The organism is Nonomuraea sp. NPDC049309, from assembly GCF_043196965.1.
GTDB classification, from domain to species: Bacteria; Actinomycetota; Actinomycetes; order Streptosporangiales; family Streptosporangiaceae; genus Nonomuraea; species Nonomuraea fastidiosa.
In genome coordinates, this window is the sequence record NZ_JBICSH010000001.1 from 2,830,134 (window position 1) to 2,844,480 (window position 14,347).

Genomic DNA, 14,347 nt, shown 5'->3' on the forward strand with positions numbered 1-14,347 from the left:
CGGCACAGGGCACCCGTAAAGGACGAGCCCCCTGCAACAAGGCAATCGCCAGAAGACCCCGCAACGGCGCCGCGGGCCGGCGGAAGCCGCAAGCCCCGCAAGAAAAGCCGCAAGCCCCGCGGAAACCCGGCGGATCCCCTACTTCTTGGGCTTGTCGGCGCTGGAGTCCGTGGACAGCGCGGCGACGAAGGCCTCCTGCGGCACCTCGACCCGGCCGACCATCTTCATCCGCTTCTTGCCTTCCTTCTGCTTCTCCAGCAGCTTCCGCTTACGCGAGATGTCACCGCCGTAGCACTTGGCGAGCACGTCCTTGCGGATGGCCCTGATGTTCTCGCGCGCGATGACCCGGGCCCCGATGGCGGCCTGGATGGGCACCTCGAACTGCTGCCGGGGGATCAGCTCGCGGAGCTTCTTGGCCATGTCGACGCCGTACGCGTACGCCTTGTCCTTGTGGACGATGGCGCTGAAGGCGTCGACCGCCTCGCCCTGCAGCAGGATGTCGACCTTGACCAGGTCGGCCTCCTGCTCGCCGGCCGGCTCGTAGTCAAGCGAGGCGTAGCCGCGGGTGCGCGACTTGAGCTGGTCGAAGAAGTCGAAGATGATCTCGCCGAGCGGCAGCATGTAGCGGATCTCGACGCGGTCTTCGGACAGGTAGTCCATGCCGAGGAGCTGGCCGCGCCGCCCCTGGCAGATCTCCATGATCGCGCCGATGAACTCGGCGGGCGCGAGGATCGTGGACTTGGTGACCGGCTCGAAGACCTTCGCGATCTTGCCGCCCGAGGGGAACTCGGACGGGTTGGTGACCGTGAACTCCTTGCCGTCCTCCATGACCACGCGGTAGATGACGTTGGGCGCGGTGGAGATCAGCGACAGGCCGAACTCGCGCTCCAGCCGCTCGCGCACGATCTCCATGTGCAGCAGCCCGAGGAAGCCGACGCGGAAGCCGAAGCCGAGCGCCGCGGACGTCTCCGGCTCGTAGATCAGCGCGGCGTCGTTGAGCTGGAGCTTGTCGAGCGCCTCGCGCAGCTCGGGGTATTCGTCGCCGTCGATCGGATAGAGGCCGGAGAACACCATCGGCTTGGGGTGCTCGTAGCCGGCCAGCATCTCCTCGGCGGGCTGCGCGGCCGAGGTGACGGTGTCGCCGACCCGCGACTGGCGGACGTCCTTCACGCCGGTGATGAGGTAGCCCACCTCGCCGACGCCGAGCCCGAGGTCGGCGGGCTGGGGCTCGGGCGAGATGACGCCGATCTCCAGCGTCTCGTGGGTGGCGTTGGTGGACATCATGAGGATGCGCTCGCGCTTGCTCAGATGGCCGTCGACGACCCTGACGTACGTCACCACGCCGCGGTAGGTGTCGTAGACGGAGTCGAAGATGAGCGCCCTGGCGGCCGCGTCGGCGTCGCCGACGGGCGCGGGCACCGCCTCGACCACGTGGTCGAGCAGCTCGCGCACGCCCTCACCGGTCTTGCCCGACACCTTGAGCACGTCGGAGGGATCGCACCCGATGAGGCCGGCCAGCTCTTCCGCGAACTTCTCCGGCTGCGCCGCGGGCAGGTCGATCTTGTTGAGGACCGGGATGATGTGCAGGTCGGCGTTCATGGCCAGGTAGAGGTTGGCCAGCGTCTGCGCCTCGATGCCCTGGGCGGCGTCGACGAGCAGGATCGCGCCCTCGCACGCCTGCAGCGACCGCGAGACCTCGTAGGTGAAGTCGACGTGGCCGGGCGTGTCGATCATGTTGAGCACGTGGCCGTTCCACGGCAGCCGCACGGCCTGCGACTTGATCGTGATGCCGCGTTCGCGCTCGATGTCCATCCTGTCGAGGTATTGGGCCCGCATCGTGCGGTCGTCGACCACGCCGGTGATCTGCAGCATCCGGTCGGCAAGCGTCGACTTGCCGTGGTCGATATGCGCGATGATGCAGAAGTTGCGAATCAACGCGGGGTCGGTCTGGCCAGGCTGAGTGCGCACCGAAGTCCGTTTCGACAGGGTTGAGGTCAAGCAGTCTTCCATGGTGACATGCCCGGGTGATTACCCGAACCGTCATCCGCCGCGGCCTGCGCCTGCTCGCGCTTGCCTTGGCCGTCCTGGTCGCGCTGGCGGGCGTCTTAGCCGCAACGCTCCGGCTTCAGTTTACCGGTGCACCGGCGGCCTGGGCGAAGAGCACCGGCAACGACGCCCTGTGGCTGGGGCATGCGTGGGTGGACGGCCGCCGCACCGAGCGCGACGTCGAGCGGCTCGCGGCGCGGCTGAGGACGACGGGTATCAAGGACGTGTACGTCCACTCGGGTCCGTTCGAGGTGGACGGCCGCTTAGACCCCGCCAAATACCCCCACGCCGGAAATTTCGTGAAGTGGCTGCGCCGGCACGCCCCCGGCATCCGCATCTCCGCCTGGCTCGGCCAGCGGGTGGACGGCCACCTCGACCTCGACGACCCCCGCTCCCGCGCGAACGTCCTGTCCGGCGTCGCCGCCATCATGACGCGGGGCTTCGACGGCATCCACTACAACTTCGAGCCCATCGGCGACGGCGACACCGACTTCCTCGACCTGCTGGAGCGGACCAGGCGGCACACGAGCCTGCTGTCGGCCTCGACGCCGCAGATCGAGCCCTATCCCGGCCTGCGCGTGGCCGCCAGGGCCGCGCTCGGCCACGACAAGTACTGGTCGCAGGGCTACTTCGGGCAGGTCGCGGCGCGGGTGGACCAGGTGGCGGTCATGACGTACGACTCGTACCTGCCCTTCCCGTCCCTGTACGGCGGCCACGTCGCCCGCCAGGCCAGGCTGGCGCTCGACCTGGTGCCGGAGGACAAGGCTCTCTACATGGGCGCGCCCGCCTACCATGACCACGGCCTGTCCTACCTGGACGCCGCCGAGAGCGTGGCGATGGCCGCGGAGGGCGCCCGGCTGGCGCTCACCGACCGCGGCAGGCGCGAGCGGTTCGGCCTGGCGCTCTACGTCGACTTCGCCGCGACGGAAGAGGATTGGCGCGAGTACATGACACGATGGCGTTGATTTGAGCAGCCGCCTTGAGTATTGGTAACCTGGCTAACTGCGTGTGGCGCGCCCTCTCCTCGAGCCCGCGCGCTCCATCCATCACTCAGACTTTCACCGAGGCTTCTTCGTGGCGAACATCAAGTCCCAGATCAAGCGCAACAAGCAGAACGAGAAGGCTCGTCTGCGCAACAAGGCGGTCAAATCGTCTCTGAAGACGGCCATCCGCAAGTTCCGCGAGGCGGCCGAGCAGGGTGACGTCGAGCAGGCCGTGGCCCTGCAGCGGGCCGCCGCGCGCCAGCTCGACAAGGCCGTCAGCAAGGGTGTCATCCACAAGAACCAGGCGGCCAACCGCAAGTCCGCGATCGCCAAGCAGGCCGCGGCGCTGGTTTCCGCCAAGTAGTAACGGCGCCGCCGCCCAGGCGGCGCCGGCCTCTGAACGCCGCATCCCATTCGCCGGGGGTGCGGCGTTTTTGTGATTTACCTCGCCGTTTTGTCACGATTTCGATATCACACGGCCGTATCGGGTGCATCACCGTTGCAGAGATCGCCTTGCTCGTCTCCGGTCATATCCCCGAGGGTGCACTAAACAGCGCAAAGGGGGACACATGCGGGGCCCGTTGGTCGTCAAAAGGGCGTTCAGCGAGCCCCTGCTCCTCCTGGCCGCGTTCGGCTCTATCCTGCTCGCCACCACCACGCTCGTGGCGCTGACCATGTACGCCTCCTCCATCGCCGAGGCGGGCGTCCGCAGGACGATGGAGACGGCCTCGCACGAGCAGATCGCCGCGACCGTCAGCACCCCCATCACGGCGGAGACGTTCCCGAAGTTCGACCAGGCCGTACGCGCCGAGCTGACCGCCGCCTACGGCCGCGCGCCCGACGTGGCCGCGAGCCTGCGCTCCGACTCCTACACGATGCCGGGCCAGGAGGGCAGGCAGCGCCCCGAGCTGCTGCGCTTCGGCAGCTACGACGGGCTCGACCGGCACGCCAAGCTCGTCAGCGGCGCCTGGCCCCAGACCGGCGGCGGCACCGGCGACACCGTGCAGGCCGCGATCTCGCTGTCGGCGTCCTCGGAGACCGGGTTCAAGGTCGGTCAGGAGTTCACCACGCGCGGCCGGCTCGACGGCCGCCCGGTGCGGGTGCGCGTGGTCGGCGTGTTCCAGCTCGACGACCCGTTCGGGGCCCGCTGGGCGGGCGAGCAGCTGCTCAGCAGGGGCGTCGAGCGCGGCGAGTTCACCACGTACGGGCCGCTGATGGTGACCCGCGAGACCTTCATCGGCCGCTTCGCCACCAACGTCAACGCCACCTGGACCGCCGTCCCCGACCTGCGCGCGCTCACCCCCGAGCAGCTGCGCCCGATGGCCGCCGCGATCTCCGGCCTGGAGGACCGGCTGAAGGAGCAGGGCTGCGGGAGCTGCGTGGCGGCGAGTCACCTGCCGGAGCTGCTCACCCAGCTCGACACCGCCTCGCTGGTGGCCCGCTCCACCATGCTGATCCCGGTGCTGCAGCTGCTGCTGCTCGCCGCGTACGCGCTGATGCTGACCGCGCGGCTGCTGGCCGACCACCGCCGCATGGAGGTGGCGCTGCTGCGCTCGCGCGGCGCGGGGACCGTGCGGCTCGCGGTGCTCGCGGGCGGCGAGGCGCTGCTGGTGGCGCTGCCGTGCGCGATCGTGGCGCCGTTCCTCGGCCCGCCGCTGCTCGCGCTGATCAACCGGCTGCCGTGGATCGAGGCCGCCGGCGTGCGGCTGGATCCCCAGGCCGACCTGGGGACGTTCCTGGTGTCGTTCGGGGTGGCGCTGGCCGCTGCCGTGCTGCTCATGGCCCCTGCGCTGGCCGGGGCGCGCAGGACGTACGTCGAGGAGCAGGCGGCGCGCGGGCGCGGCGGCGGGCGCGGCCTCATCGAGCGGGCGGGCGCCGACCTCGCGCTGCTGGTCGTGGCCGGGCTCGCGATCTGGCAGCTGCAGCGCTACGGCGCCCCCGTGACCGCGACGGCGGCCGGCGGCCTGGGCATCGACCCGCTGATCATCTCCGGACCGGCGCTGGCCCTGCTCACCGGCGGCATGCTGGGGCTGCGGCTGGTGCCGCGCGTGTCCAGGCTGGCCGAGAAGATCACCTCAAGGCGGCCCTCGCTCGCCCCCGCGCTCGGCGCCTGGCAGGTGAGCAGGCGGCCGCTCAAGTACGCCGGGCCCGCGCTGCTGCTCACCATGGCCATCTCCATCGGCATCGTGTCGCTCGCGACCGCCTCCACCTGGCGTACCTCGCAGCTCGACCAGGCCCGCCACCAGGCCGGCGCCGACCTGCGGCTGTCCGGCCCGCCGGACGGTCCCGAGCTGGGCGCGCTCGGGCGCGGCACCGCGTTCACCGCGCTGCCCGGCGTCCGCGCCGCCTCCCCCGGCTTCCGCGGGCAGGTGGACGTGGGCGGCGAGAGCGCGATGCTGGTCGCGCTCGACGCGGGCAAGCTGGGCGAGCTGTTCCACCTGCGCCCCGACCTGTCGGCGCAGCCGGTGAGCGAGCTGTCGCGGACGCTGGTCGGCGACCGCGCGGAGCGGCTGGAGCTGCCCGGACGGCCCGCCGGGCTGACCGTGACCGCCGAGGCGGACGCCGAGCTGTCGGCCCGGCTGGTGCTCACCGACGCGCTCGGGGTCTGGCGCGACGTGCCGCTCGGCGTGCTCAAGGCCGGCGAGAACCGGCTCGAGGTGGACCTGCGGGCACTGGCCGGGCAGAACGGCGAGATCTCCTACCCGATCTCGCTGCTCGGCGTGATCGCCGGGGCGCCGTCGGGCAAGGCGACGCTCACGGTCACCGGGCTGACCGCCGACGGGCGGCAGGTGGACGCGCCCCGGCTGACGATGAAGGCCGAGCAGGCCACCGCCGCCGCGTTCGCCCAGCGGCCCGAGCCGGGGCCGATGCCGGTGGTGCTGACCTCCGGCCTCGCCTCCTCGCTGAAGCTCGCCGCCGGGCAGGAGGGACGGGTCAGCATCGACCGCCGGGTGCTGCCGGTCAAGGTCGTCGGCGTCGTCGAGACCATGCCCACCACCACGGCCGGGCAGCAGGCCGTGCTCGCCGACTGGGAGACGATGCAGACGTACGAGCTGGCCACGGCGCAACCGCCGCGGCCGGCGACCGAGTGGTGGCTGGCCACCGCTGATGGCGGCGCTGACGCGACCGCCGCCACGGCCGAGCTCAAGAGCCACCCCGAGTGGGACGTCACCGTGCTCGACCAGCGCGCGCTGGCCGCCACCCTCCAGGACGACCCGCTGGCCAGCGGCCTGCAGGGGGCGCTCATGCTGGGCTTCCTGGCCGCGCTGGTGTTCGCCGCGCTCGGCTTCCTGGTGAACGCGGCCGTGGCGGCGCGCGAGCGGATGTCGGAGTTCGCGGTGCTGCGGGCGCTCGGCGTGAGCCCCCGGCAGGTGCTCGGCATGCTGGCCATGGAGCAGGCGTTCGTCGTGGGCCTGTCGCTGCTGGCGGGCACCGGGCTCGCGGTGGTCGTGGGCATGCTGGTCGTGCCGCACATCGTGCTCACCGGGCAGGCCGCGGCCGTCACGCCCGCCGTGGTGCTCGACATCCCCTGGGGGGCCACCGCCGCGATGCTGGCCCTGGTCACGGCGGTGCTGTTCGCGATCGTCGCCGGGCTGGCCCGCACCGTGCGCAAGCAGCACAGCCTCCGGGAGGAACAGTGAGAATCGGGCTTCTCTCCCGGGTGCACCTGGGCCCTTTGGCGGTGCTCTTCGCGCTGACGCTGAGCGCCTGCGCACTCATCTCCGGGCTGCCGCGGGCCACCGAGTCCGCCTACGACGAGGCGCTGCGCCGCGCCCTGGCCGGCGCGCCCGGCGCGCAGACCGACCTGACCGTCACGGTGGGCACCTGGTCGCCGGCGGTGGACCTGCGCGAGCGCGCCCAGTTCGACTCGCGGATGCGCGTGTGGCAGAAGGTCCTGCCCGCCACGCTGCACCCGCTGGTGACCGGGCCCGGCCACATGAGCGCCAAGACCACCGCGACCCCCATCGCCGGGACCGGTGGCTCGTCCTACCTCAACGTGGGCTGGCTGTCCGACGCCGATCAGCGCGTCGAGTGGGTGCAGGGCAAGGTCCCCGGCGCGCCCACCACGATGCGGTACGAGGGCGAGACGATCCCCGTGTTCGAGGCCGGGGTCGTCGAGGAGGCCGTGCGCGAGATGGGCCTGCGCATCGGCTCGACCACGGTGATCGGCGAGCACGACTACGCCGCCGTCAAGATCGTCGGCGTCTTCCGCGCCAAGCGGGCGGACGACCGCTACTGGTCGCACCACAACGACATCCTGCACGTGCTCAAGCTGCAGCCGCCGGGCGGCCTCGACTTCGAAAAGCACGCCACCGCGCTGCTGTCCGACGCCGGGCTCGCCGAGCTCAGCGGCGAAGGGCGCAACCTCGCCTACCGGTGGACGCTGCCGCTCGACCCGCGCGGGGCGAGCGCCCTGGACGTGCCCGGCCTGCAGGCCTCCGTCGCCGAGTTCGGCCGGGTGGTGGGCATCCAGTCCACCGGCACCGTCGCCCCGTACGCGCTGGAGACCGGGCTGCCGCACCTGCTCGCCGAGTTCCAGGCGCAGCTGTCCACCGCGCAGACCGTCATGTACCTGGTGCTCGGCGGGCTGCTCGCGGTCGCGCTCGGCGTGATCGTGCTGGCCGTGCAGCTCCTCTCCGACCGGCTCGACCACACGCTGGCGCTGACCAGGGCGCGCGGCGGGTCGCTCGCCCAGGTGGCGGGCACCGCGGCCGGGCTGACCGCCATGGGCGTGGTGCCGGGGGCCCTGGCCGGGTACGCGCTGTCGTACCTGGTGCCGGGCACCGCGCGGGCCATCGTGCACGCGGGGCCGGTGATCGTGGTGCTGGCCGCCACCGGGTTCGCCGCCGTGCGGATCGCGCTCGCCCACCGCACCCCGCTGCACGAGCGGCGTGCGGACGTCGCCACCGCGCGGCCCACGGCCAAGCGGATCACGCTCGAAGTGCTGATCGTCGTGCTGGCCGTGGTGGGCGCGTACCTGCTGCGGGCGCGCGGGCTGAGCGCGTCGGCAGGGCAGGACCCGTTCCTGCTGATCGTGCCGGTCGCGCTGACCGTGGCGGCGGCGCTGGTCACGCTGCGGCTGTATCCGTACCCGCTGCGGCTGATCGTCCGGCTGGCGGCGCGCGGGCGGGCCGCGGTGCCGTTCCTGGGGCTCACCAGGGCGGCGCGGGCGCGCGCCGCGAGCGTCATGCCGGTGCTGATCCTGCTGCCCGCCCTCGCCGTGTCGGTCTTCGCCGCCGTCGTCTCCGACGGCATCTCCGGCACCCAGCGGCTCGCGTCCTGGCAGCAGGCCGGCGCGCCGATCAAGGTGACGTCCGAGAGCGAGATCCCGGCCGCCGTCATCGACGGGATCCGCAAGGCGCCGGGCGTGGAGCGGGTCGTGCTCGCGCAGCGCGGCCAGGTCCAGGTCGGCTACGGCGCCGAGCGGGCCGAGGCGCTCGCCGTGAACGTCGCCGAGTGGCGCTCGATCCTGTCCGGCGCGCCGGTGAGCCTGCCCGCGGTGTCCGGCGGCGCGATCGTCTCGCCGGAGCTGCGCGGGCGCGGGACGCTCGACCTCGGCTGGCAGTCCAGGTTCAAGGTGCCCACCGCCGCCGTCGCCGAGTCGGTGCCCGGCTTCTTCACGACCGGCAAGTTCCTGGTCGTGCCGCTGGAGGTGCTGCTGCGCCCGGCCGTGAACACGCTGCTCATCCAGGGCGACGCCGACGCCGCCGAGCTGGCCGCGCTCGCGCCGTCGGCCACCGTCATCACCCAGGAGGGCGCGCTGGCCGGCATCCAGGACGATCCGCTGACCGGCACCGTACGGGCCACACTGGTCATCGTGACGATCGCACTGGCCGGCTACGCGCTGCTCGCCGTCGTCCTGCTGCTCATCGTCGGCGCGGCCGACCGCGCCAGGGCGGTCTCCTTCCTGCGCACGCTCGGGCTGTCGGACCGGCAGGCCCAGTGGCTCACCGTGCTGGAGGTGCTGCCCATGATCCTCATGACCGCGCTGGCCGGCCTCTGCCTCGGCCTGGCCCTGCCGGCCGCGCTCGGTCCCGGCGTCGACCTGTCGTCGTACGCCGGTGACCTGCCCGTCGGCGACTACGCACCCGACCCCGTCCTGCCCGGCGCGCTGGCCGCGGGGCTCGCCGTGGTCGCCGTGCTCGGCGCGTACGCGCACACCGCCATCAGCCGCCGCCGCAGCCTCGGCGCCGTCCTTCGAGTGGGGGACCTCACATGAACCCGACACTGTCAGAGCTGGAAGCGAAGGCCAAGCGGGAGAAGGCCGTCTTCGGCGGGGACGCGCACATCGTGTGCGACAACCTCGTCCGCATCTACAAGACCGAAGGCGTCGAGGTCGTCGCGCTGCAGGGCCTCGACCTCGTCATCGACAAGGGCGAGCTGGTGGCCATCGTCGGCGCCTCGGGCTCCGGCAAGTCCACGCTGCTCAACGTGCTGTCCGGGCTCGACGTGCCGACCGCGGGCGTGGCCAGGGTGGCCGGCATGGACCTGCTGTCGATGACCGCCCGCGACCGTCTCCACTACCGGCGCTCCGTCGTCGGCTTCATCTGGCAGCAGACCGCGCGGAACCTGCTGCCGTACCTGACCTCGCGGGAGAACATCGAGCTGCCGATGAAGCTGGCCGGCAAGCGCCGCCGCCGCGAGCGCGCCGACGAGCTGCTCGAACTCCTCGGCGTCGCCGACTGCGCCGGGCGCAGGCCGCCCGAGATGTCCGGCGGGCAGCAGCAGCGCGTCGCCATCGGCGTGGCCCTCGCCAACTCCCCGCAGCTCATCCTCGCCGACGAGCCCACGGGCGAGCTCGACAGCGAGACGTCCGAGCAGGTCTTCGAGGCGCTGCGCACCGCCAACAGGGAGCTGGGGGTGACCGTCGTCATCGTCACCCACGACCCCATGGTGGCCGAGCAGGTGGACCGCACCGTCGGCATCCGCGACGGGCGCACCAGCAGCGAGACCGTGCGCCGCGAGGGCGCGGAGGGGCAGATCATCGCCGAGGAGTACGCCGTGCTCGACCGCGTCGGACGCCTCCAGCTCCCCCGCGACTTCATGAACGCCCTCGACATGGAACGCCGGGTGCGTCTCGAACTCGAATCCGACCACATCGGCGTGTGGCCCGCCCGAGAGGAGCCGTCCGAATGAGTCAGTCGCCCCTGGTCGAGGTCGAAGGGCTGCGCAAGGTCTACCGCACCGGGCCCAAGGAGGTCGTGGCGCTGCGGGAGGTGTCGTTCGCCGTGCACCCCGGCGAGCTCGTCGCGCTGCGCGGCCGCTCCGGGTCCGGCAAGACCACGCTGCTCAACCAGATCGGCGGCCTCGACCGGCCGGACGCCGGGCGGGTGGTCGTGGACGGGCGGGAGATCACCGCCATGTCCGAGGACGAGCTGCTGCAGGTGCGGCGGGACGTCGTCGGCTTCGTGTTCCAGTCGTTCGGGCTGATCCCCGTCCTGTCGGCGGCCGAGAACGTGGGCGTGCCCATGCGGCTGTTGCGGGTCCCCGCCGCCGAGCGGGAGGAGCGGGTACGCGTGCTGCTCGCGCTCGTCGGGCTCGAACAGCACGTCAACCAGCGGCCGTACGAGCTGTCCGGCGGCCAGCGGCAGCGGGTCGCCATCGCCCGCGCCCTGGCCAACCGGCCCCGCCTGCTCGTCGCCGACGAGCCGACCGGGCAGCTCGACTCGCAGACCGGGCGGCAGATCATGGAGCTGCTGCGGGCGCTCGTACGCAGCGAGGGGGTCACGGCGCTGGTGGCCACCCACGACCCCAGCCTGATGACGGTGGCCGACCGGGTGCTGGAGATCAGCGACGGCGTAGTTCGCGAGGCCGCCAGGACGTGACCCCGGCGCCTGCCGGCGGCCGTGCGGCGATGGCGGCGAGGTTGACGGCGGCGACCAGCACCCCGCCTGCCACCGCCGGCACCGCGACCCCGGTCAGCCCGGCCAGCGGCGCGGCCACCGCCAGCCCGAACGGCCGCGACGCGAACGAGATGAGCTGGTCGAACGCGCGCACCCGCCCCAGCGCGTGCTCCGGCACCTCGTCGGCCACCACCGTCTCCCACAGCGGGCTGAGCAGCCCCAGCCCGAACAGCGCCACCGCGTAGGCCGCCGCCGTCACCGGCAGCGAGGCTCCGGCCGCCAGCGCCGCCATCGGGAACGCGTAACAGGCCGCGCCGAGCTGCACCGCGACCACCGGCCGCCGGATCGGCAGCCGCGGCGCCAGGAGCACCCCCAGCACCATGCCGACGGTGCCGCACTGCACGATCACCGCCCAGGCCGCCTCGCCGCCCGTCCCCCGTGCGGCCTCCACGGGGCCGAGCGTCAGGAACAGGCCCGCCACGAAGTGCCACACGCCGTGCCCCGCCACGCACGCCAGGAACCACGGGCGCCGCCGGATCTCCCGCCACCCCTCGGCCAGCTCCCGCCCGAAGCCTTTTCCGGCGAGGGTCGCCTGGCCGCCGTCCCGCACCGCCTCCTCCGGGACCGGCGTACCGCGGATACCGCCGAGCGTCCATGCCGAGCAGGCGAACACCGCGGCCGTGATCCCCGCCGCCCACCCGGGCCCGGCGGCCACCGTGGCCGCCCCCGCGATCGCCGGCGCGGCCACCGCGGACAGGCTCGTCACGACCCCGATCCGCGCGTTCACCCGCAGCCGGTCAGGCCCCGGCACCACCGCGACCACCAGCCGGGGCACCGCCGGGCTGCCGAACGCGATCGCCACCCCGGCCACCGCCGACAGCACGGCCAGATCGAGCACCCGATGGACGCCGAGCAGCAGCTCCGCGGCGATGACCGCCTGCGACAGGCACCGGGTCAAGTCGGCGAGCAGCACCACGCGCGCGGGCCTGATCCGGTCGGCGAGCACCCCGCCGACCGGCAGCAGCACGAGCAGCGGAACGAGCTCGGCGGCCAGCACCACCCCGAGCTCGCCCTCCCCGCCTCCGGCCCGCAGCACCGCCAGCGTCAGGGTGGTCGGGATGAGGGCCGTGGCGAGCGCGGACAGGCAACGCCCGATGAGCAAACGTGCGATCATGCCGTCCGACAATATTTCGCTAACGAATCTTTCGTCAACTAATTATCGGCTCCCCTATGCTCCCAGGCATGGAGGACTCCGTCGATCGTCACCTGGCCCGCTGGCGCGGCAAGGCGCCCTTCGACGAACGGGTGGAGGCGATCGTGACCCGCCTGCAGTTCCTGGTGAAGCACATCGCCCACACCAAGGAGGCGGCCCTGTCGGAGGTCGGCATGCAGGACTTCGAGTTCGAGACGCTGCACCGCCTCGTCGCCCGCGGCGGCACCGCGACGCCCTCCGAGCTGGCCGCCGACCTCCTCCTGTCGCCGGCGGGCATGACCGGCCGCCTCGACACGCTGGAGCGTTCAGGACTCGTACGGCGCGTACGCAGCACCGAAGACCGCCGCCGGGTGGACGTCGAGATCACCACCAAGGGCCACGACCTGTGGATGGAGGCCATGACCATCCGCGTCGAGGTCGAAGCCTCCATGATCAACGCCCTGTCGCCCGAGGATCAGGTCCTCCTCGACGGCCTGCTCAAACAACTCCTCGTCAACGCCGAGACCCTCGCTGACGAGCCCCCGTCAAAACCCCACTGACCAGCCCTCTCTTCAGAACCCCCCGCCGATGAACTCCCTTCTCCAGGCGCCACCCCCGCCGATGAGCCCCCTTCTCCAGGCGCCGAGCTGATGATCCGCCCAGACGTAGCCGGCAGCAGCTCGGCCACCCGCACCATCGCCGGCCCGCCCCAGGCCCCGACGACGACCTTGAGCTCCGGGACGTAGCCGAGGAGGAACTTTCGGCACCACCAGCACGGGCGCGCGCCCCACACCCACTAACGGCCACCACCAGAACGGCACACCTGCCCCCTCACCCAGAACACCACCAGCACGGGCGCGCCCCGCACACCCACTACCGGCTACTACCGGGACAGCGCGCCTGCCTCCTTCACCCAGGACGCCACCAACCCAGCCACCCACCACCCCGCGCAATCCCGAACCACCGACCCAGCCAGGCACCATCCCACAAGTACTCGAAACCACCGGGCCGCCGAAACCACAACGCCACGAGGCCCGAGGTCAGGGGGCCAGTAAGGCTCGACGGCCACGGGGCATGAGGGTCCCACGGTGACAGAGGACCCCACGGGGCCGCGACCAGGCGCCGCCCCACAGCACCCGCAACAGCGCCACCGTTCAGCGGCCGTTGCGGCACGCCACGATGACCTGCACCGTGTGCTCCAGCGCGTAGGCCGGATCCGCTCCCCCACCCTTGACCTGCTCGTCAGCATGGGCAACGGCCTGGATCGCCCTGGCCAGCCCTTCCGGCCCCCAGCCGTTCAGCTGCCGCCTGACCCGGTCGACCTTCCACGGCGGCATGCCGACGTGGCTGGCCAGTTGCCCGCCACGCAGGTTACGAGGCGCACTTGCGACCTTCGCCAGCGACCGCAGCCCACCGGCCAGCGCACTGACCAGCAGCACGGGAGCGACGCCGGTGCCGAGCGCCCACCGCAACTGCTCCAGCGCCTCCGCCAGCCGCCCCTCCACAGCCGAGTCGGCGACGTTGAACCCGGTGACCTCCGCCCGCCCCTTGTGATAGCGGGCCACGGCCGCCGCGTTGATCGTCTTGTCCTCGGTGTCGAACATCATCTGGGAGCAGGCCGCCGCCAGCTCCCGGAGATCGTTCCCCACGGCGTCCAGCAACGCCTGAGCCGCATCGCCCGAGATGCTGCGCCCGGCCCGCTTGAACTCCCCCTTGATGAACTCCAACCGCTCGCCGGCCTTGGTGAGCTTGCTCACCGTGACCACCTTGGCGCCGGCCTTCTTCACCCCATCGACCAGCGCCTTGCCCTTCGCCCCACCCGGGTGGGCCAGCACCATCACGGTGTCCTCGGACGGCTCCTTCGCGTACGCCACGATCTCGGCGATGACGTCCTTGCCGAGATCCTGCGCCCCTCGGATCACCACGACGGACCGATCCCCGAACAACGACGGCGACGTCAGCTGCGACAGCTCCCCCGTCGTGACCTTGCTCCCGACGAGGTCGTGCACCTCGATCTCGGGGTCGGCGCTCCGGGCCGCCGCGACGACCCCGCTCACCGCCCGCTCGGCCAGCAGCTCCTCGTCGCCGACGACCAAGGTCACAGGTGCTGGATCGGTTCCCGCCATGTCAGGCAGCATGCCACGCCCCACCGACAATCAGGTACTCGACGACCAAGCCGAGCCGCGTCTTCGGTCCGCATCACACGCCCTGCGACGACGCCGCCCACCAAGAAGGTCGCCCCGCCGCCCCAGGCTCGCATCCAGGCATGCACCCCGGAGGCC

At 72.1% G+C, this 14,347-nt stretch carries 10 protein-coding genes; 7 read left to right on the forward strand and 3 right to left on the reverse strand.

Annotation, left to right across the window (positions count from 1 at the left end; genetic code table 11):
• Positions 1-138 precede the first annotated feature (138 nt).
• A complete protein-coding gene (gene lepA, locus ACGFIM_RS12560) occupies positions 139-2,010 on the reverse strand; it encodes a translation elongation factor 4 (protein WP_393198946.1) in 1,872 nt (623 codons plus the stop codon).
• A 14-nt stretch (positions 2,011-2,024) separates the two neighbouring features.
• On the opposite strand from lepA, the gene ACGFIM_RS12565 reads away from it, so the two are divergent.
• The 6 genes from ACGFIM_RS12565 to ACGFIM_RS12590 all read left to right on the forward strand — a co-directional run bounded on the left by ACGFIM_RS12565 (position 2,025) and on the right by ACGFIM_RS12590 (position 10,855).
• Positions 2,025-3,011 carry a hypothetical protein gene (locus tag ACGFIM_RS12565; protein WP_393198949.1) on the forward strand — a complete coding sequence of 329 codons (987 nt, stop codon included), beginning with the start codon at positions 2,025-2,027 and terminating at the stop codon, positions 3,009-3,011.
• A gap of 109 nt (positions 3,012-3,120) precedes the next feature.
• Positions 3,121-3,393: a 30S ribosomal protein S20 gene (gene rpsT, locus ACGFIM_RS12570; RefSeq protein ID WP_393198952.1), complete on the forward strand. Its 273-nt coding sequence runs from the start codon at positions 3,121-3,123 to the stop codon at positions 3,391-3,393.
• Between the two features lie 205 nt (positions 3,394-3,598).
• Positions 3,599-6,670, forward strand: a complete 3,072-nt coding sequence (locus tag ACGFIM_RS12575; RefSeq protein ID WP_393198955.1) for an ABC transporter permease — start codon at positions 3,599-3,601, stop codon at positions 6,668-6,670.
• Positions 6,667-9,249, forward strand: a complete 2,583-nt coding sequence (locus ACGFIM_RS12580) for an FtsX-like permease family protein (protein ID WP_393198958.1) — start codon at positions 6,667-6,669, stop codon at positions 9,247-9,249. The genes ACGFIM_RS12575 and ACGFIM_RS12580 overlap by 4 nt, the downstream gene beginning before the upstream one ends.
• On the forward strand, positions 9,246-10,166 hold the full coding sequence (locus ACGFIM_RS12585; RefSeq protein ID WP_393198961.1) for an ABC transporter ATP-binding protein: 921 nt from the start codon (positions 9,246-9,248) through the stop codon (positions 10,164-10,166). Before ACGFIM_RS12580 ends, ACGFIM_RS12585 begins: the two co-directional genes overlap by 4 nt.
• A complete protein-coding gene (locus tag ACGFIM_RS12590) occupies positions 10,163-10,855 on the forward strand; it encodes an ABC transporter ATP-binding protein (RefSeq protein WP_393198964.1) in 693 nt (230 codons plus the stop codon). The genes ACGFIM_RS12585 and ACGFIM_RS12590 overlap by 4 nt, the downstream gene beginning before the upstream one ends.
• Here the strand turns inward: ACGFIM_RS12590 and ACGFIM_RS12595 are convergent.
• Positions 10,818-12,047: an MFS transporter gene (locus tag ACGFIM_RS12595; RefSeq protein ID WP_393198967.1), complete on the reverse strand. Its 1,230-nt coding sequence runs from the start codon at positions 12,045-12,047 to the stop codon at positions 10,818-10,820. The two genes, ACGFIM_RS12590 and ACGFIM_RS12595, sit on opposite strands and share 38 nt — an antisense overlap.
• 68 nt (positions 12,048-12,115) lie before the next feature.
• On the opposite strand from ACGFIM_RS12595, the gene ACGFIM_RS12600 reads away from it, so the two are divergent.
• A complete protein-coding gene (locus tag ACGFIM_RS12600) occupies positions 12,116-12,625 on the forward strand; it encodes a MarR family winged helix-turn-helix transcriptional regulator (protein ID WP_393198970.1) in 510 nt (169 codons plus the stop codon).
• A 594-nt stretch (positions 12,626-13,219) separates the two neighbouring features.
• On the opposite strand, the gene holA is transcribed toward ACGFIM_RS12600, so the two are convergent.
• On the reverse strand, positions 13,220-14,203 hold the full coding sequence (holA, locus tag ACGFIM_RS12605) for a DNA polymerase III subunit delta (protein WP_393198973.1): 984 nt from the start codon (positions 14,201-14,203) through the stop codon (positions 13,220-13,222).
• Between the last annotated feature and the right edge of the window lie 144 nt (positions 14,204-14,347).